This is a genomic window from Frondihabitans sp. GW821-FHT04F02, assembly GCF_059420045.1.
In genome coordinates this window covers 101,005-127,483 of sequence record NZ_JBWKSZ010000007.1, presented here as the reverse complement: position 1 = coordinate 127,483, position 26,479 = coordinate 101,005, and the positions used below count along the sequence as shown (strand labels likewise).

The 26,479-nt window shown below is 70.7% G+C and carries 24 protein-coding genes; 10 read left to right on the top strand and 14 right to left on the bottom strand.

What is annotated here, in order from left to right:
* Positions 1–8: 8 nt before the first annotated feature.
* The gene (locus AC07TY_RS17085; RefSeq protein WP_494786108.1) at positions 9–485 is read left to right on the top strand and encodes a GNAT family N-acetyltransferase; all 477 of its coding nucleotides are present in this window, start codon (positions 9–11) and stop codon (positions 483–485) included.
* A gap of 148 nt (positions 486–633) precedes the next feature.
* On the opposite strand, the gene AC07TY_RS17080 is transcribed toward AC07TY_RS17085, so the two are convergent.
* Both AC07TY_RS17080 and AC07TY_RS17075 read right to left on the bottom strand, forming a co-directional pair.
* A complete protein-coding gene (locus AC07TY_RS17080; protein WP_123505979.1) occupies positions 634–1,236 on the bottom strand; it encodes a histidine phosphatase family protein in 603 nt (200 codons plus the stop codon).
* Between the two features lie 11 nt (positions 1,237–1,247).
* On the bottom strand, positions 1,248–2,621 hold the full coding sequence (locus tag AC07TY_RS17075; RefSeq protein ID WP_494786107.1) for a M16 family metallopeptidase: 1,374 nt from the start codon (positions 2,619–2,621) through the stop codon (positions 1,248–1,250).
* A 214-nt stretch (positions 2,622–2,835) separates the two neighbouring features.
* Between AC07TY_RS17075 and AC07TY_RS17070 the strand changes: the two genes are divergently transcribed.
* Entirely contained in the window at positions 2,836–3,441 is a 606-nt protein-coding gene (locus AC07TY_RS17070; RefSeq protein ID WP_494786106.1) for a TetR/AcrR family transcriptional regulator, read from the top strand.
* A 60-nt stretch (positions 3,442–3,501) separates the two neighbouring features.
* Here the strand turns inward: AC07TY_RS17070 and AC07TY_RS17065 are convergent, their stop codons facing one another.
* Complete coding sequence (locus tag AC07TY_RS17065; RefSeq protein WP_488625944.1) at positions 3,502–4,560, bottom strand: aldo/keto reductase; 1,059 nt, start codon at positions 4,558–4,560, stop codon at positions 3,502–3,504.
* Positions 4,561–4,991: 431 nt separating this feature from the next.
* Positions 4,992–7,265 (bottom strand): polyribonucleotide nucleotidyltransferase, encoded by a 2,274-nt coding sequence (locus AC07TY_RS17060; protein ID WP_123505981.1) that lies wholly within the window; start codon positions 7,263–7,265, stop codon positions 4,992–4,994.
* A 327-nt stretch (positions 7,266–7,592) separates the two neighbouring features.
* On the opposite strand from AC07TY_RS17060, the gene AC07TY_RS17055 reads away from it, so the two are divergent.
* From AC07TY_RS17055 to AC07TY_RS17040, 4 genes are read left to right on the top strand one after another with little or no spacing between them, the layout of a single operon-like run.
* A complete protein-coding gene (locus AC07TY_RS17055) occupies positions 7,593–8,834 on the top strand; it encodes a coiled-coil domain-containing protein (protein ID WP_494786105.1) in 1,242 nt (413 codons plus the stop codon).
* 56 nt (positions 8,835–8,890) lie between these two features.
* A complete protein-coding gene (locus AC07TY_RS17050) occupies positions 8,891–10,375 on the top strand; it encodes a class I adenylate-forming enzyme family protein (protein ID WP_494786104.1) in 1,485 nt (494 codons plus the stop codon).
* Complete coding sequence (locus tag AC07TY_RS17045) at positions 10,372–11,595, top strand: acyltransferase (RefSeq protein WP_494786103.1); 1,224 nt, start codon at positions 10,372–10,374, stop codon at positions 11,593–11,595. The genes AC07TY_RS17050 and AC07TY_RS17045 overlap by 4 nt, the downstream gene beginning before the upstream one ends.
* 10 nt (positions 11,596–11,605) lie before the next feature.
* The gene (locus tag AC07TY_RS17040) at positions 11,606–12,403 is read left to right on the top strand and encodes a hypothetical protein (RefSeq protein WP_488625940.1); all 798 of its coding nucleotides are present in this window, start codon (positions 11,606–11,608) and stop codon (positions 12,401–12,403) included.
* A gap of 29 nt (positions 12,404–12,432) precedes the next feature.
* Here AC07TY_RS17040 and AC07TY_RS17035 read toward each other — a convergent pair whose 3' ends face one another.
* From AC07TY_RS17035 to AC07TY_RS17020, 4 genes are all read right to left on the bottom strand, one after another.
* Complete coding sequence (locus AC07TY_RS17035; protein WP_494786102.1) at positions 12,433–13,746, bottom strand: MFS transporter; 1,314 nt, start codon at positions 13,744–13,746, stop codon at positions 12,433–12,435.
* Between the two features lie 216 nt (positions 13,747–13,962).
* On the bottom strand, positions 13,963–14,232 hold the full coding sequence (gene rpsO, locus AC07TY_RS17030) for a 30S ribosomal protein S15 (protein WP_123505986.1): 270 nt from the start codon (positions 14,230–14,232) through the stop codon (positions 13,963–13,965).
* Positions 14,233–14,290: 58 nt separating this feature from the next.
* Complete coding sequence (locus tag AC07TY_RS17025) at positions 14,291–14,818, bottom strand: VanZ family protein (protein WP_494786100.1); 528 nt, start codon at positions 14,816–14,818, stop codon at positions 14,291–14,293.
* A 93-nt stretch (positions 14,819–14,911) separates the two neighbouring features.
* The gene (locus AC07TY_RS17020; RefSeq protein ID WP_494786099.1) at positions 14,912–15,688 is read right to left on the bottom strand and encodes a nuclease-related domain-containing protein; all 777 of its coding nucleotides are present in this window, start codon (positions 15,686–15,688) and stop codon (positions 14,912–14,914) included.
* A gap of 209 nt (positions 15,689–15,897) precedes the next feature.
* Between AC07TY_RS17020 and AC07TY_RS17015 the strand changes: the two genes are divergently transcribed.
* Entirely contained in the window at positions 15,898–16,632 is a 735-nt protein-coding gene (locus tag AC07TY_RS17015) for a M50 family metallopeptidase (RefSeq protein WP_494786098.1), read from the top strand.
* 85 nt (positions 16,633–16,717) lie between these two features.
* Here the strand turns inward: AC07TY_RS17015 and AC07TY_RS17010 are convergent, their stop codons facing one another.
* Positions 16,718–17,251 (bottom strand): adenine phosphoribosyltransferase, encoded by a 534-nt coding sequence (locus AC07TY_RS17010; RefSeq protein WP_123505990.1) that lies wholly within the window; start codon positions 17,249–17,251, stop codon positions 16,718–16,720.
* A gap of 141 nt (positions 17,252–17,392) precedes the next feature.
* Here AC07TY_RS17010 and AC07TY_RS17005 point away from each other — a divergent pair, with 141 nt between their 5' ends.
* On the top strand, positions 17,393–18,403 hold the full coding sequence (locus AC07TY_RS17005) for a glycoside hydrolase family 6 protein (RefSeq protein WP_494786097.1): 1,011 nt from the start codon (positions 17,393–17,395) through the stop codon (positions 18,401–18,403).
* 33 nt (positions 18,404–18,436) lie between these two features.
* Here AC07TY_RS17005 and AC07TY_RS17000 read toward each other — a convergent pair whose 3' ends face one another.
* From AC07TY_RS17000 to AC07TY_RS16985, 4 genes are all read right to left on the bottom strand, one after another.
* Positions 18,437–18,763: a nuclear transport factor 2 family protein gene (locus AC07TY_RS17000; RefSeq protein ID WP_123505992.1), complete on the bottom strand. Its 327-nt coding sequence runs from the start codon at positions 18,761–18,763 to the stop codon at positions 18,437–18,439.
* 75 nt (positions 18,764–18,838) lie between these two features.
* Positions 18,839–21,088 carry a UvrD-helicase domain-containing protein gene (locus tag AC07TY_RS16995; protein WP_123506498.1) on the bottom strand — a complete coding sequence of 750 codons (2,250 nt, stop codon included), beginning with the start codon at positions 21,086–21,088 and terminating at the stop codon, positions 18,839–18,841.
* A 180-nt stretch (positions 21,089–21,268) separates the two neighbouring features.
* Positions 21,269–22,111, bottom strand: coding sequence for an aldo/keto reductase (locus AC07TY_RS16990; RefSeq protein WP_488625933.1), 843 nt, complete (start codon positions 22,109–22,111; stop codon positions 21,269–21,271).
* A complete protein-coding gene (locus AC07TY_RS16985; RefSeq protein WP_123505993.1) occupies positions 22,111–22,485 on the bottom strand; it encodes an FKBP-type peptidyl-prolyl cis-trans isomerase in 375 nt (124 codons plus the stop codon). The genes AC07TY_RS16990 and AC07TY_RS16985 overlap by 1 nt, the downstream gene beginning before the upstream one ends.
* 208 nt (positions 22,486–22,693) lie before the next feature.
* On the opposite strand from AC07TY_RS16985, the gene AC07TY_RS16980 reads away from it, so the two are divergent.
* Positions 22,694–24,010, top strand: coding sequence for an MFS transporter (locus tag AC07TY_RS16980; RefSeq protein WP_488625932.1), 1,317 nt, complete (start codon positions 22,694–22,696; stop codon positions 24,008–24,010).
* A 78-nt stretch (positions 24,011–24,088) separates the two neighbouring features.
* Here the strand turns inward: AC07TY_RS16980 and AC07TY_RS16975 are convergent, their stop codons facing one another.
* A complete protein-coding gene (locus AC07TY_RS16975) occupies positions 24,089–25,255 on the bottom strand; it encodes a PrsW family intramembrane metalloprotease (RefSeq protein WP_123505995.1) in 1,167 nt (388 codons plus the stop codon).
* 33 nt (positions 25,256–25,288) lie between these two features.
* On the opposite strand from AC07TY_RS16975, the gene AC07TY_RS16970 reads away from it, so the two are divergent.
* Positions 25,289–26,470 (top strand): YihY/virulence factor BrkB family protein, encoded by a 1,182-nt coding sequence (locus AC07TY_RS16970; protein WP_488625931.1) that lies wholly within the window; start codon positions 25,289–25,291, stop codon positions 26,468–26,470.
* The last annotated feature ends 9 nt before the right edge of the window (positions 26,471–26,479 follow it).

The following is a 26,479-nucleotide window of genomic DNA, read 5'->3' as shown; positions in this document are numbered from 1 at the left end:
CGGTCGTCGTGACCGAGTACCGAGCCCTGGCCGTCGACGACCCCGAAGCGCACGCCCTCCTGGCGGCGTACTTCGACGAGCGGATCGCGACCTTCCCCGACCCGGTCGGCTACACGACGACGTTCCCCGAGCCGGCCGCGTTCGTGCCGCCCGCCGGCGTCTTCCTGGTGGCCGACGTCGAGGGAGCCTCCGGTGTGGCGTGCGGAGGGATCCGGCGCATCTCGGACGACCCCGACGGCGGCGTGCGCTACGAGGTCAAGCACCTGTACGTCGGGCCGGACGGGCGCGGCCGCGGGCTCGGCAAGGCGTTCCTGGCCGAGCTGGAGCGGCGCGCACGCGAGTTCGGCGCCGATTCGGCCGTGCTCGACACGAATGCGAGTCTGACGGCCGCGGGCGGGCTGTACCGGTCGACCGGCTACGAGGACGTCGAGCCCTACAACGACAACCCCAACGCAACCAACTGGTACCGGAAGCCGCTCCGCTAAGGCGGCTTGCCGCCCCCCTTTAGCGCCCTAGCGGCCGGCGAACGAAGGCGGCTTGCCGCCCTTTAGCGCCCCTGCGGCAGGCAGCCGGCACACCGGACGACCGAGGCTTGTCCGAGGTCCGGTGCGCGGCCGCCCGCCGCCCAATGAGTTACAGCGGCTGCTCGACCGGCAAGCCCGTGCGCAGCTCGACGGGGAGGTGCGCGAGGTCGTTGTGGGTGACGAGCTCCGGCGGCTTGGCCGAGCGCACGCGAATGATCGTCAGGCCGCCGTTGGCCTGGTTGACGCCCATCCAGCGCCAGGCCGGGGCCCCGAACACCTCGCGCACGAACCAGCCGATCACGAAGTTGTGCGTGATGAGGAGGTCGTGGCGGTCTTCGCGCGCCGGGGTCAGCCACTCGGCGACCGCATCGGCCATCTGCGCCTCGCCGGCCTCGATCTGCTCGCCGGTGACGCCGCCGTAGAACGGCTTGAAGGCGGCCGGCATGTCGGGAGTCGGCCCGGACGGGATGCAGTCGAAGAGAAGCGTCGAGGGCTCGGGTCGGAGCGCGGGCATCACCTCGCTCATGATCCGCGCCGTCTCGGCGGCCCCTTCGAGCGGCGAGTGCCACGCGGAGTCGAACGGGACGCCGCCGAGACGCTCGGCGATGGCTCGCGCCTGACGCTTGCCCCGCTCGGAGAGCGGGCCGTCGGGCAGGCCGTACTCGGCGTCCTGCTGCTCACCGTGGCGGACGAAGTAGAGGTAGTGCGACACGAGGGACTCTTTCACGAACTGGCCTGCGGCGACGTTGCCGCAGGCTGAACAGCGGAGGTCGGGTCGAAGAGAGCGGGCTCGACATCTCCGACGACCACGGTGGACAGTACGCCGGCGCGGAGATCGCCGGCGAGGGTTGACACGCTCGCGGGCGTGACCCGCGCCAGCCGCACCAGCGACTCGTCGAGGTCGACGAACTCGCCCGTCGAGATCTCTGCCCGACCCAATCGGTTCATGCGAGTGTCGCTGTCTTCGAGCGCCAGCGCGGCCGCGCCGCCGAGCATGCCGATGGCGCGCTCGAGCTCGAGGTCGGAGATCCCGTCGGCCGCGAGCCGGTCGAACTCCTCGAGCATCAGCGACGCGACCTCGGCGGCGTTGCGCGGCGCGCAGCCGGCGTAGAGGCCGAACAGGCCGGCGTCGGAGTAGCTGGGCGTGAACGAGTAGACCGAGTACGCCAGGCCGCGCTTCTCGCGGATCTCCTGGAAGAGGCGCGACGACATGCCCCCGCCGAGCACGGCGTTCAGGATGCTGAGGGTGGGTCGGCGCTCGTCGGTGAGCGCGAGGCCGGGCACGCCGAGCAGCACGGTGGCCTGCTCGAGGGGCCGCGGAACCACCAGCACCGGTCGACCCTGCGTGAGGGCGACGGCGTCGGTGCTGCGACGCGGCACGGGCTCGCCTGCCTCGTCGGGCCAGCCTGCCGCCTTCAGCGCCGCCTCGATGCGGGCGACGAGGGCGTCGTGCCCGACGGCGCCGGCGACTGTGATGACGAGATCCTGCGGGCGGTAGTTCGCGCGGTAGTGGCGCACGACGTCGTCGCGGGACGCCGCACGGATCGAGTCGGGCGAGCCGCCGATCGGGCGGCCGAGGGCGTGGTCGCCGAAGACCGACTCGAAGAGGCGCTCGCTGCCGAGGTCGGCCGCGTCGTCGTCGGCCATCGCGAGCTCATCGAGGATCACGCCGCGCTCGATCTCGAACTCGTCGGGGTCGATCCGAGACGAGATGACCATGTCGGCGAGCACGTCGACGGCCATGTCGAGGTCGACGTCGCGCACCTTGGCGTAGTAGCAGGTGTACTCCTTCGCGGTGGCGGCGTTGTGCTCGCCGCCGACCGACTCAAAGCTCACCGAGATGTCGAACGCGCTGCGGGTCGCCGTGCCCTTGAACAGGAGGTGCTCGAGGAAGTGCGTGGAACCCCGCTCGCCTTCGGTCTCGTCACGCGAGCCGACCGCGACCCAGAAGCCGACCGTGGCGCTGCGCGCGCCGGGCATCTGCTCGGAGAGGACGCGCACGCCGGTCGGGAGAATGCTTCGCCGAACGAGCTCGCCGGCCGTGGCGCGGAAAGAGATGTCGTCGACATCGAGCGGGAGAGGGACGGGACCGTTCATCGCCTTCGAGCCTACGGGATCGATGACACCCGAACTGGGGTACGGAGATTGTGGACAGACAGACTCGTCTGTTTGTCCTCCTCTGTGTTATATTGATTTCACTGACCGGTTTCGCCCCTAGCCGGAACGGGTCAGCGGCAAGTCGGACTTTCGATGTCTGCGCCGTCGTTCCCCCCTCGACGGTTTCCGCCGAAAGTCCTTGAGGAGCCACGCTGTGACGGTCGAATTCCCCCCATCGGCCGTCCAGCGTTCCCTCAATCAGCCCGGCCCCGGCGCCAAGATGCGCGTTCTCACCACGGCCGACCGCCTCTTCTACGACGAGGGCATCCGCACCGTCGGCGTCGACCGGCTCATCGCCGAGTCGACGGTCACGAAGGCCACCTTCTACAAGCACTTCGGTGCGAAGGACAATCTCGTCGTCGAGTACGTCAACCGCCGTCACGCGGCCGCCGAGGCCGAGCTCGAATCCATTCGCGAGACCAGCGACTCCCCCCTCGCGACGCTCCGCGGCATCGTCGTGTCCATCGTCGACGATCTGCAGCGTCCCGGCTTCCGCGGCTGCCCGTTCGTGAACGCCGCCGCCGAGTTCGCCGATCCGGAGCACCCCGTGCGCGTGATCGTCCTGCAGCACCGCGACTGGTACACCGAGACGCTCGTCGACCTGTTCCGCGAGGCCGGCCATCCACTCTCGGGCGACGCGGCCGACGAGTTCCTGCTGGCCCGCGACGGCGCGATGGTGGGCGGCTACGCCGGCGACACCATCGCCGCGGCTGCGGCCTTCACGCGCGTGGCCGACCGACTGTTCGGCGACTGCCGGTAATCCTCCAGCCGGGCGTGCCGAGGCGTGTCCGAGGTCCGGCACCGCGGGCGGCGGCCGCGATCAGAAGCTGCCGTGGCTGACGCGGTCGAGCTCGGCCACGTCGTGCCGCGTGAGCTGCACCCGGGCGGCCTCGACGAGCTCCACGACCTGCTGCGGTGACGTGGCGCTGGCGACCGGTGCGACAACGTTCGGCTTGGCGAGCAGCCAGGCGAGCGCCACGGCCGGCACCGGCGCGGCGTGCAGCGACGCGATGCGGTCGAGCTCGTGCAGGACCCTCAGGTTGCGCTTGGTGACCAGCTTGGCCACCTCGCTCCCCCGGCGGTGGCCCTTGATGTCGCCTCGGCCTCGGTACTTGCCTGTGAGGAACCCGCTGGCGAGCGGGAATCGGGGCATGACAGCGAGGCGCTGCTGCGAGGCGACCTGCGCGAGGTCGCGCTCGAACTCGGCGCGACGGACGAGGCTGTACTGGTTCTGGAGCGCGACCATCGGGGCGACGCCGAGCATGCCGGCGGCGATCCGGGCCTCGTAGAGCCGGTTGCCGGAGTGATCGGAGCCGCCGAACCAGCGCACCTTGCCGGCTCGGATGAGCCGATCCACGCCGAGGAGCGTGCGCTCGAAGGCGACGTCGGTGTCGTCGATGTGCAGGTACAGCAGGTCGATGCGGTCGGTGCCCAGGCGCTTGAGCGACGCGTCGACCGACCGCTCGATGGCCAGCGGCGTGAGGCCGGGGTTGTCGCGGCTCTTGCCGATCTTGGTGGCGAGCACGATGTCGTCGCGCATGCGGCGGGAGTGCATCCACTCGCCGATCAGCTCCTCGCTGCGGCCGTGGGTGTACGAGTCGGCGGTGTCGACGAAGTTGCCGCCGACCTGCACGTAGGTGTCGAGCACGTCGAAGGTCTGAGCCTCGTCGGTGGTCCAGCCGAAGACGTTGCCGCTCAGGGCGACCGGGAAGACGCGGAGGTCTGAGACGCCGAGACGACGGCGAGGCTGGATGATCCCGAGATCCACCGGCACCGTCGACAGCGGTGTCGGAACCGCCGAACGACGGCCGTGCGCGGGGTTTTCGGCGCGAAGAGGCTCGGTGTCGATTGACTCGATGCGTGATCGGGTCTCCGTCACCTGCGCCTCCTGATCCTGGTTGTAAGTCGAGGTTACGTCTTGTTCGACGGGTGTCGGCGCCGACGCACCAGAACTTCACCTAAATCGTTACCCCAGTGCTGGGGTGACAGGTGTTCGGAGCGGCGCCGCCCGGCGACGGGGCTGCTCGGCGAGACCCCTCAGGAAACACATAGCGGCGCCGAGTGCTCCGCACAGGGGCCGTCCGTAACGTCTCTCTCGTGCGGTTCCTGGGAGGGTGCCGGGGCATCGTTTTCTGTGGTGGGGAGCGGTGCCGTCACGAGTGCCGGTACGCATGGCCGGTGTCAGAAGGGCTCTTCGCGGTGGGGATCGCGAAGGGCCCTTCGTCAATCAGCAGGCAGTGCACGGGTGCAGGAACCGCGGAACCCCCGCCCTACCGAGGTAGAGCGGGGGTTCGCGGTCGTGCTGAGGGACTAGACCTCGACGGACGCGTCGACCGAGTCGGAAGCCGCGCCCGACGAGTCGGTGTCAGCCTCCTCGGCGACCACCGGGGCGAGCGAGAGCTTGCCGCGGTCGTCGATCTTCGTGATCTCGACGAGGATCTTCTGGCCCACGCCGAGCACGTCTTCGACGTTCTCGACGCGCTTGCCGCCGGCCAGCTTGCGGACCTCGCTGATGTGCAGCAGGCCGTCCTTGCCGGGGAGGAGCGAGACGAACGCGCCGAACGTCGCGATCTTGACGACCGTGCCGAGGAACTGCTCGCCGACCTCGGGGTTGGTCGGGTTGGCGATGGCGTTGACCTGGGCGCGGGCGGCCTCGGCCGACGGACCGTCGACGGCGCCGATGTAGACGGTACCGTCCTCCTCGATGGAGATGTCGGCGCCGGTCTCGTCCTGGATCGCATTGATCGTCTTGCCCTTCGGGCCGATCAGCTCGCCGATCTTGTCCTGCGGGATCTGCACCGAGATCACGCGGGGCGCGGTCGGGGCCATCTCGTCGGGGGCGTCGATCGCGCTCGTCAGCACGTTCAGGATGGCCGTGCGGGCCTCCTTCGCCTGCTTGAGAGCGGCGTCGAGGACTGCCGAGGGGATGCCGTCGAGCTTGGTGTCGAGCTGGATCGCGGTGACGAACTCGGACGTGCCGGCCACCTTGAAGTCCATGTCGCCCAGGGCGTCTTCGGCGCCGAGGATGTCGGTCAGTGCCGCGTAGCGGGTCTGGCCGTCGACCTCGTCGGACACGAGGCCCATGGCGATACCGGCGACGGGGGCCTTCAGCGGCACACCGGCGTTGAGCAGCGACAGCGTCGAGGCGCAGACGGAGCCCATGGAGGTGGAGCCGTTCGAGGACAGCGCCTCGGACACCTGACGGATCGCGTAGGGGAACTCCTCGCGGCTCGGCAGGACCGGGACGAGCGCGCGCTCGGCCAGGAAGCCGTGGCCGATCTCGCGACGCTTCGGACTGCCGACGCGGCCGGTCTCACCGGTCGAGTAGGGCGGGAAGTTGTAGTGGTGCAGGTACCGCTTCTTCGTGATGGGGCTCAGCGAGTCGATCTGCTGCTCCATCTTGAGCATGTTCAGCGTGGTGACGCCCAGGATCTGGGTCTCGCCGCGCTGGAAGATGGCGGAGCCGTGGACGCGCGGGATGACCTGCACTTCGGCGTCGAGCGGACGGATGTCGGCGAGGCCGCGGCCGTCCATGCGGATCTGCTCGGAGAGGATGCGGCCGCGGACGACCTTCTTCGTGACCGACTTGTAGGCGGCCGACACCTGCGAGGTGGCGGTGCCGGGCAGCTCGCCGGCCTCGACCTTGGCGGCGACGGCCTCCTTGACGCGGCTCTTGAGAGCGTCGTCGGCGTCCTGGCGCTCGGTCTTCGCTGCGATCTGGTAGACGCCCTTGAGGTCCTCTTCCGCCACGGCGGCGACGGCCGAGTAGACCTCGTCGGTGTAGGGCGGGAAGACCGGGTACTCGGCGATCTCCTTGGCGGACTGCGCGGCCAGCTTGGCCTGCGCCTCGACGAGGGCCTTGAGGAACGGCTTGGCCGCCTCGAGACCCTGCGCGACGACGGCCTCGTCGGGCTTGACGTCGCCGCCCTGGATGAGACCCCAGGCGTGCTCGGTGGCCTCGGCCTCGACCATCATGATCGCGACGTCCTCGTTGCCCGCGGCGTCGGTGACGACGCGGCCGGCGACGGTCAGGTCGAAGACGGCGTCCTCCAGCTGCGACGCCTTCGGGAAGGCGACCCACTGGCCCTTGATGAGCGCGAGGCGCACACCGGCGATGGGGCCCGAGAAGGGCAGACCCGAGATCTGGGTCGACATGCTCGCCGCGTTGATGGCGAGCGCATCGTAGAACTCGTCGGGTGCGATCGAGAGGACGGTGATGACGATCTGGACCTCGTTGCGGAGGCCCTCGACGAACGACGGGCGCAGGGGCCGGTCGATCAGACGGCAGACGAGGATCGCCTCGGTGGAGGGGCGGCCCTCGCGACGGAAGAACGAGCCGGGGATCTTGCCGGCGGCGTACGAGCGCTCTTCGACGTCGACGGTCAGCGGGAAGAAGTCGAAGTTGTCTTTCGGGTTCTTCGAGGCGCTGGTAGCCGACAGAAGCATGGTCTCTTCGTCGAGGTACGCGGCGACGGCTCCCTGAGCCTGCTGCGCGAGACGGCCGGCTTCGAACCGGACCGTGCGGGTGCCGTACTTGCCATTGTCGATGACAGCTTCGGCGAACTTGATTTCTGGACCCTCCATATGGGGGTTTTCTCCTCTTTGTTTTGAATCGTCTTCCCGTGTGGAAGGCGATGTCGTGCTGTGTCGCTCCAGGAAGAGCTGAGTCTTCTGGAGGACACGGAGCGGCTTCGAGGCACGAGATGGTGCACTCGATCGCGACGTCGGATCGACGTCTCTGCGGCAGCGTGAGCCAGCCGGCTCTTAGTGTCACAGGGTACCACCCGGCGTGTCGCACTCCCCCAGAACGCGCGGCATGGTGCCCGTGTTACTGGTGTTACTCGTGTGATTCGCAGTACAGTCGGCTTCATGCGCCCTTCTCGCACGCCCCGGAACCGGGGTCTGGCAGCCGTGAGCGGTGCCGCCGTGGTGCTCATCGCGTGCGGCGTCCTGATCGCCCCCCTGTCGGCGTCGGCGTACCCGACATGGTCCGAGGTCGAGGCCGCCAAGGGCGACGCGAGCGCCACCAAGCGGCAGGTGCAGACGATCACCTCCTCTCTCGACTCGCTCGAGAGCACGGCCGCGACTGCCAGCGAGGCTGCGCTGAAGGCCGACGCCGCGAACTCCACCGCCCAGCAGAAGCTCGCGGTCGCGAAGGCGCAGGCATCGGCGCTGGCCGCTCAGGTGTCGTCGCAGAAGAAGAAGGCCGACGAGGCCCACCAGGAGGCGGGCCAGCTGGCCGCGCACCTCTACAGGATCGGCGGGTCGTCGCTCGACAGCCAGCTCCTGACCGGGACGGACGCCGACAAGACCCTGTACAGGCTCGGGGCCCTCTCGCAGCTGACCACCCAGTGGCAGACAGTGCTCGACCAGGCGACCGTGGCAAGCAGGTCGGTGTCGTCGCTCGAAGCCCAGGCGAAGGTCGCGGCCGACGAGCGCGACACCCTGGCGAGCAAAGCCGCCAGCACCCTGGCGGGCGCCCAGACGGCGCAGCAGGCGGCCGACGACGAGGTCGCCTCGGCTACCGCCCACCAGAAGACCCTCTACGCGCAGCTCGCCTCGCTCAACGACACGACGGCGTCGCTCGAGAAGAGGTACCGCCAGGGCGTGGCCGCCAAGGCCGCATACGCCGCCGCCCTGGCCAAGAAGGCCGCGGACGCCCGGGCTGCCGCCGCGGCCGCCGCTCAGCAACAGGAGCAGGCCGCCTCGGGGTCGTCCGGCTCCGGCGCGTCCGGCTCGGGGTCGAGCTCCGGAGACGCCGGATCGTCGGGATCGGGCGGGACGCCGGTGTCGTCGGGAGGCTCCGGCGGATCGTCCGGCGGATCCCTCGGATCCGGCGTGGTCGACGACCCTGCCGGCGCCCAGGCCTACGCCCGCGGCGCGCTGCCGTCGTACGGGTGGGCGTCGTCCGAGATGTCGTGCCTGGTCTCCCTCTGGAACCAGGAGTCCGGCTGGCGCACCAGCGCGCTGAACGTCTCCAGCGGCGCCTACGGCATTCCGCAGGCCCTGCCCGCCATCAAGCTCTCGGCGGCCGGCCTCGACTGGCAGACCAGCTACCGCACCCAGATCACCTGGGGCCTCGGCTACATCAAGTCGGTCTACGGCTCTCCGTGCGGCGCCTGGTCGCACGAGGTCGCGCACAACTGGTATTGATACCGGCACCGGCACCGGCATAGGCGTGTCATAGGGTCCGCGTCTAATCTGAGCGGATGGACACCCTCGCATCGCTGATCCGGTCGCGTGCCGCTGAGACGCCCTCCTCCGCCTACCTGGAGGACGCCCGGTCCGAGCGCACCGTCACGTTCGGCGACCTGGGTCGCCTCGTCGGCGAGTGGGCAGCGGCCTTCGACGCCGACTCGGTCTCCCCCGGAGCGACTGTCGTGCTCGATGTCGCCGATCCGCTGTCGTTCGCCGTCGCCCACCTGTCGGTGGTGGCCTCGGGCCGCCGCGGAGTCCCGGTGAACCCGGGCGGCACCTGGGGCGAGATCCTCAAAGCCGTCGGGCTCGGCTCCTGCGAGGCGATCGTCACCGATCGCGCCGAGCCGGGCGAGGCCGACGTCATGCTGATCCGCCCCGACGCCGCGACCCTCGCCCCGGCGGGCTCCCCCGCCGCGGCCTCCGAGCCGCTGACGACTGCCGAGAGCCCGGGCTCCGTCATCCTCTTCACGTCGGGTTCGACCGGCCAGCCGAAGGGCGTCGAGCTCGACGAGCAGCAGCTGCTCTTCGTCGCGCGCGCCATCGCCGAGCACAACGGCCTGACCGCCGCCGACCGCGGCTTCAGCTCGCTGCCCCTCTTCCACGTGAACGCCGAGGTCGTCGGCCTGCTCTCGACGCTGGTCGCCGGCGCGACGCTGGTGCTCGACCAGCGGTTCCACCGCACCGGCTTCTGGGAGCTCCTCGCCGAGCGGCGCATCACCTGGCTGAACGCCGTGCCGGCGATCCTCGCTGTGCTGGCGAAGTCCGGCCCGGCCGTGCCGCCCGAGGGCCTGCGGTTCGTCCGCAGCGCGTCGAGCGCGCTGCCTGAGGCCGTCCGCACCGCATTCGCCGGCATCCCGATGATCGTCAGCTACGGCATGACCGAGGGGGCCAGCCAGATCACCGCGACCCCGCTCGGCCAGGAGCCCCGGCCAGGCTCGGTCGGCCTCCCGGTCGGCGACGAGGTGCAGCCTCGGGATGCCGACGGCGCAGCGCTGCCCGCAGGCGAGATCGGCGAGCTCTGGATCCGCGGGCCCGGCGTCGTGACCGCGTACTTCGAGGGCCGGGCCGCCGACCGCTTCGACGACGACGGCTGGCTGCGCACCGGCGACCTGGGGCACCTCGACGACGACGGCTGGGTCTACCTCGCCGGCCGGACCGACGACGTCATCAACCGCGGCGGCGAGAAGGTCTACCCCGCCGAGGTCGAAGACGTCCTGCTCGAAGACGCACGCGTCCGCGAGGCCGTCGTCGTCGCCCGGCCCGACCCGATCCTCGGATCGGTCCCGGTCGCCTACGTCATCCCGGCCGACCTCGAGCTGCCGGACGACGTCCGCGCCTCGCTCGTCGCCGATCTCACGACGCGCTGCGACGCCGAGCTGCCCCGCTTCAAGCGGCCCCTGGAGATCACCGTCGTCGATGACCTGCCGCGCACGCCGACCGGCAAGGTGCAGCGCAATCGCACCCGCGACATGGTCGCGGGCACGTCGAACGCGTGACCACGTCGCAGGCCGGGGCGGCGCCCGACGAGGCCGGGCGCCGGGAAGACGCGATGCCCGAGGCGCCGACGGCCCCGCCGGCAGCGGCCCCATCGGGACGGCGTCGGCATCTCTACGAGGTCGACATCCTGCGCATCCTGACCTTCGTCTGCGTCATCGCCGTGCACACGGTGAGCCACGCGATCGATGCGTCCGACCAGCTCGTGCAGAACGGCTTCCTCATCCTCGTGCACTTCACCCGCGAGGTGTTCTTCGCGCTGACGGCCTTCGTGCTCGTCTACTCGTTCTTGACGAAGCCGCGGCCGCTGCGCGAGTTCTGGCCGAAGCGCTTCCTGCTCGTCATCGTGCCGTACGTGACGTGGTCTCTCGTCTACGACGCTCTCGCGTGGATCGTGAAGCCCGACGGGGTCACCCTGCTCGACTGGCTCGCGGCCTTCTGGCACGACCTCTACACCGGCGGCGCGTGGTACCACCTGTACTTCCTGCTCGTGACGATGCAGGTGTACCTGCTGCTGCCGGTCGTCGTGTGGCTGATCCGGAAGACCCGGGGGCATCACTGGACGCTGCTCGGAGTCTCGCTCGCCGTCGAGCTGCTGCTCACCGGCAGCTACCAGTACTTCCCGGCCGCGACCGACTGGTTTAACAGCTACAGCCGGATCGAGTTCTGGAGCTACCAGTTCTTGATCATCGCCGGGGCGGTCGCCGCCGACCATGTCGACGGGTTCCTCGCCTGGGTGCGCGGCCACCGGCGGCTGATCGGGCTGCTGACCGTGGCCGGCGCGGTGCTGTCGATCGCGGTGTACGTGATCAACCTCGGCACCGGCCAGAGCGCCGTCGACGCCGTGCAGGCGCTGCAGCCGGTGGTGATCGTCTGGTCGATCCCGATCGCGCTGGCCTTCCTCGCGCTCGGCACGAAGTGGGCCGACCGGCGGGTGGCCACGTCTCGGATGGCCCGGCTCGTCGACACGGCGTCCGACCGGTCGTTCGGCATCTTCCTGGCCCACCCGTTCCTGATCTGGATCCTGCTTCTGGCCGGCGACGGCTGGCTGAAGCACGCGATCCCGTCGCCGTGGCTCAGCGTCGTGCTCTACGTGCTCGTGGTGATCGGCACCGTGGCGCTCGTCGAGATCCTGCGCCGCACTCCGGCCTCGCTGGCGCTCACCGGGCGCCCGTTCCACGGGCTGCACCCCGGTGCGAAGAAGAAGGCGCCGACGGCCTAGACTCCCTCGCGTGAGCGACGGCAGCACGGCGGGCGAGGCCGAGGGCGACGACGACCGGACGCGCGCGGCGCTCGAGCGCGACGCCTTCGGGCCCGAGACGGACGCCGAGGCGAGCGCGGCGGCCGTGCGCGAGCTGCGGCGGAGGGACGACGCGGCCGAAGGGCTGTCGGCGGGGGTGCCGGAGGGAGTTCCTGCGCCCCAGACGGGAGACGGGGCCCAGACGAGAGACGGGTCCCAGACGAGAGGCGGGGCCCAGACGAGTGACGCGGCCCGGCCGAGACGGGTGGCCCGGGCAGCGATCGCTGTCGGGGTGGTGCTCGTGATGGGCGGCGTCGCGGGTTTCGGCCTGGCCCGGGGTCGGGAGCAGGCGCAGCCCGCCGTACCGGCTGGCGCGACCGCCGCCCCCATCGCGACGCTCGGCGGGGGCGGCGACGAGGCGTCCGATCCGGCGGTCGCTGCCAACTCGCGGCGGACGATCCTGGCGGCCGAGATCCTGCTGAGGACGCCGGCGACGAAGGGCGACGCCCTCCCGGCCGCAGCCGGCCTCAGCGGCTTCCTCCGCTCGTCGACGCGCCTGGTGGCCACGGCGACCGGCGACCGGCGACTGTGGGTGGCGCGTTCCGACGACGCGGGCGGCGGCTACTGCCTGGTCGCGTACGACGGCGTCTCGGCGCCCGACGGCAGCCCCGGATCGACCTCGTGCGCCGACGTCGGGGCCTTCGTCGCACTGGGCATCACGCTCGACGAGAGCGGCTTCACCGCCAGCTGGCGCGCCGGTACCGTCACGGCGACGGTGACCCGGAGCTGACGCCCGACCGCACTCACCTGCGCCGCGGCCTAGGCGAGCTTCGGCTGCCTCGCGAGACCGTCGGTCGATGAGATGCGCTGCGGGTTCATGCGCCAGGCCACGAACGCGGCGGCCGCGAGCAGCACGATCGAGGCGACGAACGGCCACTGCCAGCCTGTCGCGTCGACGAGGGCGCCGAACACGATGGGCGAGAAGATCCCGGCGATGCCGAAGCCGGTGTTCATCATGCCCGAGGCCGTGCCCGACCACTCAGGGGCGGTGTCCATCGGGATCGCCCAGAGCACGGCGTTGCAGAGCTCTAGGAAGAAGAACGACAGGGTCAGCGAGACGATCGCGACAGGCAGGCTGTGGAACACGAACACCGGCACGAGGCAGATCCCCGACCCGATGAGGCCGATCATGAGCGTGTTGCGGCGGGCCGTGCGCATGTCGCGCGAGCGGCGGAAGAACGCGTCGCTCATCATGCCGCCGAACGTGTCGCCGACCACGCCGCCGAGCAGGACGAGCGAGGTGAAGAGGGCGAAGGTCGTGAGCTTGAGGCCGTAGCTGTCGCCGAGGAAGGAGGGCAGCCAGGTCAGGAACACCCACAGGGTCCAGCCGTAGCCGAAGTCGACGAAGGTGACCGGCAGGATCGTGCGGGCGAGGCGCTTCCACGGCACGGGAGGCGCGATGGCGTTCTTGGGACGGTCGGGCATCTCCTCCAGCTCGACCTTGGTGATGCTCTTGTGCTCGTCGGGGCGGTTGCGGAAGTAGAAGTACCAGACGATCCCCCACAGCACGCTGATGCCGCCGAGGATGAAGAACATCTCGCGCCACGAGCCGAAGGCGACGATGAGGTAGGCGACGATCAGGGGCGCGGCGGCATTGCCGAGGCGGGAGGCGGAGTGCACGACGCCCTGCACGAAGCCGTTGCGGTCGGCCGGCACCCAGCGCGTCATGGCGCTGGTCGCCGTCGGGAACGCCGCCGACTCGCTGAAGCCGAGCACGAGGCGGGCGATGAACAGCGACCAGAAGCCGACCGACATGCCCGTCGCGAGCGTGGCGATCCCCCACAGGATCGCGATGACGAAGAGGGCCTTGCGCGCCCCGAACTTCTCGCCGAGGCGGCCGCCGAAGATCTGCAGCAGCGCGTACGGGATCGAGAATGCCGCTACGACGATGCCGAGCTGCGTGTCGGTGAGCGACAGGTCGGCCTTGATGTCAGGCAGCGCCGTCGAGATGTTGGTGCGGTCGATGTACGAGATCGCGTACATGACGCACAGCAGGATGACCACCTTGCCGCGCACGCGCCCGCGCATCGGGGTCGCCTTCACCTTGGCGGGCTCTTCAGTGGTCAGGCTCATTCGGGTGGTCACCTTCGGGTCGTCAGCTCGTTGTACTCCGCATTCCCTGTATGCAGATGTATCGACTGTGTCGCAGCCCCCGATGAGGATCCTATGAGAAACGCAGGAACTCGGAATGGAGATAAAAAAGAACGGCCCGCGCTCCGGAGAGGGCGGGCCGTGCAGTGAAGAGTGTGAGCCTCTGAGGACTCTGCTTCAGTTATCGATGCAGACGCACTAGCGACGCAGGCCGAGGCGCTCGATGAGCGCACGGTAGCGGCTGATGTCGACGTTGCTGAGGTAGCCCAGCAGACGACGGCGCTGGCCGACGAGGAGCAGCAGACCACGACGCGAGTGGTGGTCGTGCTTGTGCTCCTTGAGGTGCTCGGTCAGGTCTTTGATGCGCTGCGTGAGCACGGCCACCTGGACCTCGGGGGAACCCGTGTCGCCCGGGTGGGTCGCGTACTCTTCGATGATCGCAGTCTTCACTTCGGGTGCAAGTGCCATAGGTGGATCCCCTTGTCAGTCGTTGCGCGGCGCCCGACGCCTGATGCGTGGGCTCTCTTTATCCGCGGCCGTTGGACGGCAACCTGCCTAGCGTACCAGTCCGGCGGCGCGACGGCGACTGGACGCCCGCCCGACTGGACGCCCGCCCGGCTGGCCGGCGGCCCAGCGAGGCGAACGGCAGGAGGAGCAGGCGGAGCACCAGCGCGATCAGGACCCCGACCAGGCCGCCGAGGGTGTTGTGCAGGACGTCGGCCGGATCGCTGACCCGCGTCGACAGGAACGCGCCCTGATAGGTCTCGATGCCGTACGACAGCAGCGCGCACAGCCCGACGGCGAGGACGAACAGCCTCTTCGGGAAGAACAGGGCCAGGAAGAAGCCCAGCGGCACGAACATCACGGCGTTCGACATCGACTCGACCACCGAGAACGTGATCCAGCTCGTCGAGCCGTGACGGCCGAACTCGTCGAGGGCCCGCCACAGCAGCTCGGACGTGCGGTGCCCGTAGACGTCGGGACGCAGGGTCATCCACGCGACGGCCATCAGGTACAGGACGGTCACGACGAGGAGCCACGGACGGAAGCGCATCCGACCATGGTGAGGCACGGCACCTGGGCGGCACCCGCCAGGCGCCGGGGTGTCAGCCGAGCAGGAGCTGCGGCGACCCCGGAAGAGACCGTCTCAGCCCAGCACGAACTGGGCGACCGCCGGGCCGGAGGCGGCGAGCGCGACGATGGCGCCGCAGCCGCCCAGCGCCCACGCGGTCTGCACCCGGCGGGCGGCGGCGACCTCGGTGCGGACGCGGCCGAACCAGGCGTGCAGGTCGTCGCGCGCCGGGACGGGCCGAGCGGGTGCGGCCGGTGCCGCCAGCGGCCGGGTGCGCCAGGTGCGGGGCCGGAGGGCGGCCCGGGTGATCTCGCGCACCTCGTCGACGGAGAGGACCGGACGGAGGCCGCGCAGGGAGGAGGCCAGGCGCGCGGCGGAGACCGCGGTGGCGGCGGGCAGTTCCTGCGCCCCCGGGATCGCGGTCTGCCGGCGCGGGCTCGTGGCGACGACGACGCCCGACACGGCGATCGGGCGGCCCAGTGCGTGGGAGAGCAGAGCGGACGCACCCTCGGCGTCACCCGGAGAGCCGACGGTGATCGCGAAGACTCCGGCGGGGCCGATGACGAGGTGGTCGATCTCGGAGCCGCCGACCGGGACGCCGTGGAGCACCCGCCACGACCTGCCCGACACGGCCAGGGTGCGCAGGCGCTCGGCGACATGAGCCTCGGCGAGCGCCGCGGTGAAGGCGGAGCGGTCGGCGGGGCTGATCGGCGACGCACCGAGCACCCGGGCGAGCGGGCCGCGCGGCGGGCGGCCCGAGTGGCCCGACCAGAGCCGGTCGAGCGGCTTCGCCGGCGCCGCCTCCACCGGGACGGCGGTGGCTGCGTCGCCGGTCGGTGCGGGGATGGTCATGCGGGCCTCTCGGAAGCACTGCGCGGGTCGGCGGCGGTCCTCGAACGGTAATCGGCACCGCCGACGCGGCGGAATCGCCAGTTGGGGGGCCAGGGTACGTTTCGGGGCACAACAGCGGCATGGGGGCGGGCGGTGCTTTCTCGATCGTCAGTGCTTTATCGATTGTCCGTGCTTTCTCGATTGTCAGGGGGCATCCCTACGCTTGACGGGTGGACTTCCTTGCTGCGCTCTGGTCGCGCGTCACCCAGACCTCCGAGCCGCTCGGCCTCCCGCTGCTGCTCGGCTCCCTCGTGGTCGGCGCCGTCCTGGTGCTGCTCCCGGCGACGTGGCACACCGTGCGGCATGCCGTCACCGTCGTCCACGAGGGCGGCCACGGTCTCGCCGCCGTCGTGACCGGGCGGCGGCTGACCGGCATCCGGCTGCACTCCGACACCTCCGGCCTGACCGTCTCGAAGGGTCCGCGGACCGGGCCGGGCATGGTCGTGACCCTGCTGGCCGGCTACACGGCCCCCGCACTCGCGGCGCTCGGAGCCTCGTGGATGCTCAGCCGCGGCTACTCGGCGGGCCTTCTCTGGTCGCTCCTGCTGGTGCTCGCGCTGATGCTCGTGCAGATCCGCAACTGGTTCGGGCTGTGGGTGATCCTCGTCGGAGCGGCCATCGTCTTCGGCGTCACCTGGTTCGCGCCCACCGAGTGGCAGCTCGTCTTCGGGCACGTGCTCACCGTCGTGCTCGGGCTGGGTGCCCTCCGAGCGGCGCTGGAACTCCAGACCAGCCGCCGCCGCACGAGATCGGGGCAGTCCGACGCCGACCAGCTCGCCCGGCTGACGCGCATCCCCGGCCTGTTCTGGGTGTTCGTGTACGTGCTCGTCGCCGTGGTCTGCGCGATCGCCGACGCGTGGATGCTGGTGCCGGCCGGCGTTCTGACCGTGCCCGCCGGGCTTTAAGGCGCACACCCGCAGCGGCGGCGGACGATCCCCACCGCGGCGGCGGTCTCCTGCCGCCGACGGGGGTCGGGCCGCCGGGCGGCGGCTAGGCCGGGGCGGATGAGAGAGCGTGCACCGGCACGCGGCCGTCGAGGCGCGCGCGACCGTCGAGCCCGTCGAGCTCGAGCAGCACGGCGATGCCGACGACCTCGTACCCGGCGCGCTCGAGCAGCGTGATCGAGGCCTCGGCCGTGCCGCCGGTGGCCAGGACGTCGTCGACGACGAGCACGCGCGACCCCGCGGGCAGCTGGCCGGGGCGGAGCTCGATCGACGCCTCGCCGTACTCGAGCGCGTAGCTCTCGCTGAGCACCTCGCCGGGCAGCTTGCCCGCCTTCCGCACGGTGAGGACGCCCGTCCCGGTCTGCGCGGCGATGCCCCCGGCGAGTGCGAACCCGCGCGCCTCGATGCCGGCCACGGCGGCGAACCCGCCCTCGAACGGCTCGGCGAGCGCAGCGCAGACGGCGGCGAAGCCCTCGGCGTCGGCGAACACCGGCGTCACGTCGCGGAAGAGGATGCCGGGTTTCGGGAAGTCCTCGACGACGGCCGTCAGGCGGTCGACGAGGTCGGAGGCGTCAGACATGCCTTTACGGTAGCGGCCCCAGGAGTGGGGTGGCCGCCGCCCCCGAATGGGCGCTCCCGGGTGGGCGGAGTTCCTGCTGGAGTGGATCTCACGGTCGATCCGGAGCGCAGAGGGCTCCCACGACCGCGACTCGGGGGAACGATGGCACCGCACCACGCGACACTCGTGGCCGTCTCGGCGGCTGTCATCGCCCTGTCGAGCGCTCTGCTCCTGGGCGGGCCCGCCGGCGCTGCGAACACGGCCAAGCCGCTCACGGTCGCGCAGATCCAGGCTGCCAAGCCGTCGACGCTCTACCCCGGCGGCCTCGCGGTGCACCCCGACACCAAGGCGGCCTCCGTGTACGCCGGGCTCGTGAAAGCGAAGAAGACGACCGAGGCGGCAGCCATCAAGAAGATCTCGTCGCAGCCGGTGGCACTGTGGCTGGGCGACTGGTACTCCGACGCGCAGCTGAAGACCGTCGTCGCGAAGTCGCTGGCGAGCGCTGAGAAGGCGAAGCGCACGCCGACCTTCGTCACCTATGCGATCCCGGACCGCGACTGCGGCGACTACTCGGCCGGCGGGCTCACTGCCGACGAGTACGGCACCTGGAACCAGACGATCGCCACGGCTCTGAAAGGGCACCGCGCCACCGTCATCGTCGAGCCGGACGCGCTGGCGATGATCAGCAACTGCCCCGGCACGGCGTCGGTGCGACTGCCCCTCATCAAGGCGGCCGTCACGGACTTCGCCGCAGCGGGCGTGACCACCTACATCGACGCGGGCAACTCGCACTGGGTCGACCCGGCCGTCATGGCCGACCGCCTGGAGCAGGCCGGCATCGCCGAGGCGCGGGGCTTCTCGACCAACGTGTCGAACTTCTACCCCACCGCCGACGAGAAGGCGTACGGCCTCACCGTGTCGAAGCTCACCGGCGGGTCGCACTTCGTGATCGACACGTCGCGCAACGGCCAGGGCTGGAAGGGCACCTGGTGCAACCCCACCGGAGCCGGACTCGGCGTGACGCCGCGAGTCGCCTCAGGCAGGTCGAAGGTCGACGCGCTGCTCTGGATCAAGACGCCGGGCGCGAGCGACGGCACCTGCAACGGCGGCCCGACCGCGGGCACGTGGTGGCAGAAGTACGCGCTGGCGCTGGTGAAGCACCGCGCGAAGTAGCAACGGGCGCGGGAATCGACAGCGTCGCGGGGTCTACGTGATCGTCAGCGACTTCACCCGCTCGCCGGCGAGCACGAACGTCATGGTGCCGACGCCGTTGTAGCCGTCGCCCGACACGTCGACCGTCACGACGAACTCGTCGGCCGACGACCCCGCTGCGACCTCGACCACGTCGAACCGGGAGTGCTTGCCGATGTTGTCGGACTCGTTCCAGCGCGCGACGCCGTCGCGGCCGTGGAACACGCGGCCCCAGTCGTCGAGCGTCGCGTCGTCGGCGAAGCACGCCAGAAACCCCGTATCGTCTTCACGGTTGGTCGTGTCGATGAACGAGTGGATGGCTGACGGTGTCGCGACGGTCATGCCCCATCGAACCACGGCCGCCGCCGGCGGGCTCCAGCCGTGTCCCCGGGCCGAGACACGTCGGGCCGCCCGTCGTCAGCCGTCGAGGTCGACGACCGTCAGGCGCTGCGTCGGCCGGGTCATCGCCACGTACAGCGATGCGTTGCCGCGCGACGACAGCGCGAGGATGCGCGACGGCGCCACGACCACGACCGAGTCGAACTCGAGACCCTTCGACGTCGCCGGGCTGAGCACGCTGATGGGCGTCGTCAGCGACGAGGTGCCGGGCGCGACGAGCCCTGGGAACGCGGCGTCGAGCGCCGTAACGAGCGCGGGCACGACCTCGGGCGGCGCGATGACGGCGAGGGTGCCGGCGCTGTCGATTTCTCGGTCGGTCGTCACAGCCTCGACGACCCCGTCGGCCGCATCGGACGAGCGGGTCTCGCGCACCGGCCACTCGCTCGCGCGCACGGAGCGGCTCGGCGTGATCCGGAGGCCGGTGCTGCGGGCCACCGCCTCGGCGTACTCGACGATCTGGCTGGGCGTACGGTAGTTGACGGTGAGCTCTTCGAGGCGCCACGCGCCCTCGCGCCGACGCCGGCCGAGGAGGCTCTGGATCGCGCGCTCCCACGAGTCGGCCGACGCGGGCGACGACGCCTGGGCGATGTCGCCGACGACGGTGAAGGAGCGGAGCGGGCAGCGCCTGGCGAGGAGCCTCCACTGCATGGGGCTGAGTTCCTGCGCCTCATCCACCACCACGTGTCCGTAGGCCCAGGTGCGATCGTCGGCGGCCCGCTCGGCGGTGGTCATCGACGCGGCGCGCTCGGCGAAGTTGCCCGCGATGTCGGAGGCCGTCACCATGCCCTCGACCTGCATGTTCTCGATCGCGCGCTCGGCGTTCTCGATGTCGCGCTTCTGCTGCTGCTTGCGGGCGCGCTTGTCGGCGTCGGCGACGGCGTCGAACTCGCCGAGCAGCTCGGCGGCCTCGTCGAGCAGCGGCACGTCGCTGATGGTCATCGCCTCGCCGCGGGGGCGACGCAGCAGGGCGCGCTGCTCGGGCGTCCACTGCGGTGTGATGGTGGCCAGCCAGTTCGGACGCGCGTAGATGTCTTCGAGCAGCTTCTGCGGCGACAGCGGCAGCCAGGCGGTGTTGAGCAGCACCCGGACGTCGTACGACTGGCGGATGTCGTCGCGCAGCACCAGCTCGTCGGCCTCGTCGATGGTGGTGCCCCGGGTACGGAGCTGCTGCACGAGCTGCTTGGACAGCGCCGTGATCGCGAGCTTGTTGAAGGTGACGCGGCCCACGTTGTGCTGCTTGCCGCGGTCCTGGGCGCGACGCAGCGCCTCGGCTACGAGCTGCGGCTGCACGACCATGCGCTCTCCGTCGATGTCGACCTCGACCGGCTCCGTCGGCACGATCTGACGGGAGCGGACCGCCCGGCGCAGCAGGTCGGCCATGCGCGCCGAGCCCTTCAGCGCAGCGACGTCGGGCGCGTCGTCGATCGTCGCCTCGACGCCCGGGAAGAGCCCGCCGAGACTCGACAGCACGACCCCGCTCTCGCCGAGCGAGGGCAGGACCTGCTCGATGTAGCGCAGGAACGAGCGACTCGGCCCGACGACCAGGACTCCGGAGCCGCGGAGCCGCTCCCGGTGCGAGTACAGCAGATAGGCCGCCCGGTGCAGGGCCACGGCGGTCTTGCCTGTTCCGGGGCCGCCCTGCACGACCAGGATGCCGTCGAGCTCGGAGCGGATGATGCGGTCCTGCTCGCCCTGGATCGTCGCGACGATGTCGGTCATGCGGCCGGTGCGCTGCGCCGTGAGCGCGGCCATTAGAGCGCCCTCGCCCTGCAGCTGCGCGTCTCCGCGGTCGAGCAGTGTCGGGTCGAAGACCTCGTCTTCGATGCGGGTGACCGCGCGTCCGCTCAGAGTGAGGTGGCGACGAGCGCGAGCACCCATCGGCGTCGCCGCCGTGGCCTGGTAGAACGCGCTCGCGCCCGGGACTCGCCAGTCGAGCAGGATCGGGTGGTGGTCGGTGTCGCGCAGCCCCACGCGGCCGATGTACCGAAAGGCGCCGTCGCCGGCCGTGGGAGAGGTGGTCTCGTCGGGCTTCTCGAGCTCGAGCCGGCCGAAGGCCAGGCGATCGTCGACCTCGCTCAGCTGCGCGAGGGTGTCTTCGTAGAGGCGCGCGTAGGCGTCGCGCTCACTGCGGCTCTGGTGGTTGCCGCCGACCATCTCGCGACGGGTCTCGACGAGCCTTGCTCGTGCCTCGTCTTTCAGGGTATCGAGGCGCTCGTAGAGCGTCTGGACGTAGTCACGTTCACGGTCGAGTTCAGATGGCAACGGGATGGCACTCCTCGAGAAAGACAGCACACGATTCTAATCACTCGCCGGCTTCGAATCTGACGACAGGGGAAGCCGGCCCATGTGGAGGACCCCGCCGGATCGGCACGGCCCCGCTGGAGAGTGCGAGGGGACGTGCCGAATCGGCGGGGCCAGAGGGTGCGAGCGGTCAGAACTCCTCGTGGGTCAGAACTCCTCGTGGGTCAGCGGATCGCCGTCCCAGAGGCGGCCGCGCTCGAGACCGGAGATGCGGGCGACCTCCTCGTCGGACAGCTCGAAGCCGAAGACGTCGAGGTTCTCGCGCTGGCGTCCGGCGTCGCCCGACTTGGGCAGCGGGACGGCGCCGAGCTGGACGTGCCAGCGGATGACGACCTGCGTCGGTGTCACGCCGTGAGCGGCCGCGACGTCGAGGATGACCTGCTCGGTGAGCAGCTCGGACTGCTTGCCGATCGGGCTCCAGCTCTCGGTCACGATGCCCAGGTCGGCGTGGACCGCCCGGAGCTCCGCCTGCGGGAAGTACGGGTGCAGCTCGACCTGGTTCACGGCCGGCACGACGCCGACCTCGTCGCGGACGCGCTCGAGGTGCTCCTTCGTGAAGTTGGAGACGCCGATGCTGGTGACCAGCCCGTCGTCCTGCAGCTTCTTCAGGGCCTTGAACGACTCGACGTACTTGTCGATGCGCGGCAGCGGCCAATGGATCAGGTACAGGTCGACGTGCTCGAGGCCCAGGTTCGTCCGGGTCTCCTCGAAGCTCGCCAGCGCCTCCTCGTAGCCGTGGTGGCGGCCCGGGAGCTTCGACGTGACGATGATCTCGTCGCGCGGCACGCCGGTCTCGCGGACGGCGCGCCCCACGGCGTCCTCGTTGCCGTAGTTGAGCGCCGTGTCGAGGATCCGGTAGCCGGTCTCGAGTCCGGAGAGCACGGCGGCCGTGCCCTCGTCGCCGTTGAGCTTGTAGGTGCCGAGTCCGACGGCGGGGAAGGCCGTCCCGTCGTTCAGCGCGAGGGTGGGAACCGCGATGGGCTCGGCCACTAGCTGACGCCCAGAAGGTCGATGACGAAGATGAGGGTCTTGCCGCTGAGCGGGTGGCCTCCGCCGGCCGGGCCGTAGGCGAGGTGGGGCGGGAGCACGAGCTTGCGTCGGCCGCCGACCTTCATGCCGGGGATGCCCTCCTGCCAGCCGCGCACGAGAGCCGCGAGCGGGAAGTTGATGGCCTCGCCGCGGCCCCACGACGAGTCGAACTCCTCGCCGGAGTCGTACTCGACGCCCACGTAGTGGACGTTGACGGTGGAGCCGGCGAGCGCCTCGGCGCCGTCGCCGACGGTGATGTCGGTGCTCTCGAGCTGCGAGGGGGCAGGGCCCTCCGGCGCGTCGATCTCGGGCTTGGTCGATGAGTCGTGAGTCATGCCACCAGTCAAGCACCATCCGGCGACCGGCCGGAAACGGGCGACGGGCCGAGCGCCCGGTTCCTCCCTGCGAGGAGACGGATGCTCGGCCCATCGGAATCCGCACCGAGATCGAGTCATCGATGCGAACGCACGCAGGCTACGCCTGCGACACCCGTCGCGCAAACGCGATCGGACGCACGACGCGCGAATCCGTCAGAATGGACCCTTGACCACCACACCGCGCAAGACACTGTTCGTCGACATCTCGCCGCTCCGCGAGAGTCCCGCGTTCGCCCGACTCTGGATCGGCTCGTCGATCTCGGGCATCGGCGCGCAGCTCACCCTCGTCGCTGTCGGTCTCGAGATCTACGACATCACCCGGTCGACGTTCGCCGTCGCCCTCGTCGGCGTCATCTCGCTCGTGCCGATGATCGCGGCCGGCCTCTACGGCGGCATGCTGGCCGACGCGTTCGACCGGCGCCTCGTCGCGCTCCTCGCCGCCGTCGTCGCCTGGGTGACCACGGCGGCCATCGCCCTGCACGCCTACCTCGGCCTCGAGAACGTCGGCCTGCTCTACCTGCTGACCACGATCGACGCCGTCGCGGCGACGATCATCACGACGTCGAGGGCCGCGATCATCCCGCGGCTCCTGCCCGCGCGGCTTCTCCCCGCGGCCTCGGCGCTGAACGGAATCGGCACGGGCGTCCAGCTCACCGTCGGTCCGGCGCTCGCGGGAATCCTCGTGGCCGCCGCGGGTTTCCCGGCGACGTACACGGTCGACGTCGTGCTGTTCACGTTCGCCTTCCTCGGCATCCTGACGCTGCCGGCGATCCGGCCGGAGGGCGAGACGCAGCGGCCCGGACTGTCGTCGCTCATGTTCGGCGTGCGGTTCCTGCGTCGCTCCCCCAACATCCGGATGACGTTCATCGTCGACATCATCGCCATGACCTTCGGCCAGCCTCGCGTGCTCTACCCCGTCGTCGGCGCCGTGCTGATCGGCGGCGGCGCGGTGACCGTCGGCGTGCTCACCGCCGCCTACGCCGTCGGAGCCCTGGTCTGCAGCGTCTTCTCGGGCCGGCTCGGGCAGGTCCGCAAGCAGGGCGCCGCCGTCAACTGGGCCATCACGGCCTACGGCGCATGCATCCTCGCCTTCGGCGGCGCCCTGCTCGCCGCCCAGATCTCGGGCCCGCGCGGAGCCGGAGGCCTCACGGAGGACTTCTGGTCGGCCAACCTGCCGGCGCTCGCGTTCGCCGCACTGGCGCTCGCCGGCGCGGGCGCCGCGGACAACGTGTCGGCGATCTTCCGGTCGACGATCCTGCAGTCGGCCGCGCCCGACGCCATGCGCGGTCGCCTCCAGGGGATCTTCGTCGTCGTGGTGACCGGCGGGCCCCGCATCGGCGACCTGTTCGTCGGACTGCTCGCCGTGGCCGGGACCGTGTGGCCGCCCCTGCTCGGCGGAGCGCTCATCATCGCGCTCATCGGGCTGCTGGCGCGGGTGCAGCCGTCGTTCCGGCGGTACGACGCGCTCGAGCCGACCCCGTAGCGCCGGGCTCGCCGGCGTCCCGTCGATCCTGCGCCACCGGAGCCGCTCGACGGGACGCGGCCGCGGCGAGCCGCCGCCCTAGGGGCGGAGCGCCGCGCGTTCGGCGGCGACCGCCGCCAGGAGCTCCTGCTCGTCGGCCTGGGCGGCCGCTCGCGCCGCCGGGGCATGCGCCATCGACAGGATCTTCTGCCGGGTCGAGGCCAGGCGGGTGGCATCGGAGACGAACGCCCGCATCGCCGGACCGACGCCGTTGTACTTCGCCCAGCGGAGGGCCCGGCGCCGCGCCGGTCCGCTCGACAGCATCGCCACCTCGTCGCGGTCGAACCAGCCGACGGCGGCGTACTCCGCCAGGCGCAGGCGGGTGACGCGGCGCTCGAGGTGGCGGAGCACGAAGACGAGGGCGACGCAGGCGAGGAAGATCGGCACCTGCACGAGCACGTAGTACGTGAAGAAGCGGTCGCCGACGACGACGAGGGCGCCGTTCCAGAGGGCGTGCAGCAGCATCGCCGGGATGAGGCCGAGCACGAAGTAGCCGATCGCTCCGGCCGCGCCGGTGCGGCGAGCGGCCAGCCCGAGCGCGAAGCCCGTGCACGCCGTGTAGATGATGTGGCCGAACGGCGCCATCAGGGCCCGCACGACGAAGACCCCGGCGAGGCTCTCGCCGCCGTAGGCCTGATCGACGGCCTGCACCGAGAAGTACTGGATGTTCTCGACGAATGCGAAGCCCGCCGCCACGGTCGCGGCGTAGACCACGCCGTCGACCGGGCCGTCGAAGTGCTTGCGGAAGATCCAGAGGATCAGCAGCACGCCGAACCCCTTCGCCGTCTCTTCGACGACGGGCGCCTGCACGACCGCGCCGAGCACGTCGGCCGCGTCGCTCTGACCGCCGCCGAACACGCTCTGCACCGTCTGCACGGCGAAGTCGAAGAGCAGGGCCGCGCCGACCGACACGGCGGCTCCCCAGAAGAACGCGAACACGAGGGTGATGCGCGGCTCGGGCTCCCAGCGGTCGACGAGCCACACGCCGAACAGCACGATCACCAGCGGGACCGCCGCGAGCAGCAGGCCGATGACGAGCACCTGCGTCGGCAGGACCTGCACGAAGTAGAAGAACACGGCGACCGCGAAGCAGGCGACCACCACGAAGGCGACCGCGACGGCAGCGAAGTTGGCCGATGGCCGACGGCGGGTCAGCACCGTCGGAACGGGCACCCAGGCGTCGCGGTCGGGAGGCGCCTCTGTCATAGGAGGAGCGTACCGGCCCGGTATCCTCGGGGTATGACAGGACGAGCACTCGAGCCCGTCCTCGCGCTGCTGCGGCTGCTGGCCTCGCCCTTCGTGAAGGCCTGGAACGCCTGGCTCGTCGTCGGCCCCGACGACCCGATCCCGTGGCGCTACGCCCTGCGCCGCACCTACCACGGCTTCCTCCGCCACCGGACGGTCGATGCCGGCGCAGCGCTCGCGTTCTTCTCGACCCTGGCGATCCTGCCCGGCGCCCTCGCGGTCGTGTCGGCCGCGTCGCTCGGCCAGAGCGACGGCGATGCGGTCGACGACATCCTCGAGATCGCGCGTCTCGTGATCGGGCCGAACGCGGCGTCGGCGCTCCGGTCGCCGCTGATCTCGCTGCTCAGCCTGTCGAGCCCCGGCGTGACCCTCGGTGTCGGCCTGGTGCTGACGCTGTGGGCGCTGTCGGGCTACAGCTCGGCATTCGGGCGCGCGATGAACACGATCTACGACGTGCAGGAGGGGCGGCGCTTCTTCCGGTTCCGGGCGCAGATGCTGCTGCTGTCGGCCGTTCTGATGGTGCTGTACGCGGGTATCGCCGCGATCCTGCTCATCACTCCGACGATCGCCGAAGCCGTCGGGTCGCAGCTCCGCATCGGGTTCCTGCTCGTTCCGCTCTGGAACGTGCTCAAGTGGCCGGTGCTGGTCGGGCTCGTGGTGCTGTCGGTCGCGCTGCTGTACTACTTCACGCCGACGATCAAGCATCCGCGCGTGCGCTGGGTCTCGTACGGCGCGCTGCTCGCCATCGGCGGCTGGGGCCTGTCGACGGCGGGCTTCGCGATCTACGTGACGACCTTCACCAAGTACGACCGGGTCTACGGGGTGCTCGGCGGCGCGGTCGTCGTGCTGGTCTACGCGTTCATCTCGAACTTCGTGCTGGTGCTGGGCGGCGAGCTCGACTCGCAGATCATCCGGGTGCGCTACCTGCAGTCGGGCGTCGAGGCGGAGGGTCTGATCCCGCTGCCGATGCGCGACAGCAAGCGCAACCTGGCGCTCGCCCGGCACAACTCGCTCGACATGGTCGACGGGCGCACGATGCGCCTGAAGGCGGTGCGCCTCTACGGCGAGCCGACCCTCGACGAGCTGGGGCGGCCGCACATCCGGCCGCGCTTCCAGGTGCACGAGAGCCGCGGCCACATCGAGATCGACGACCAGGACCTCGACGACCGCTCGTAGGTTTCCACG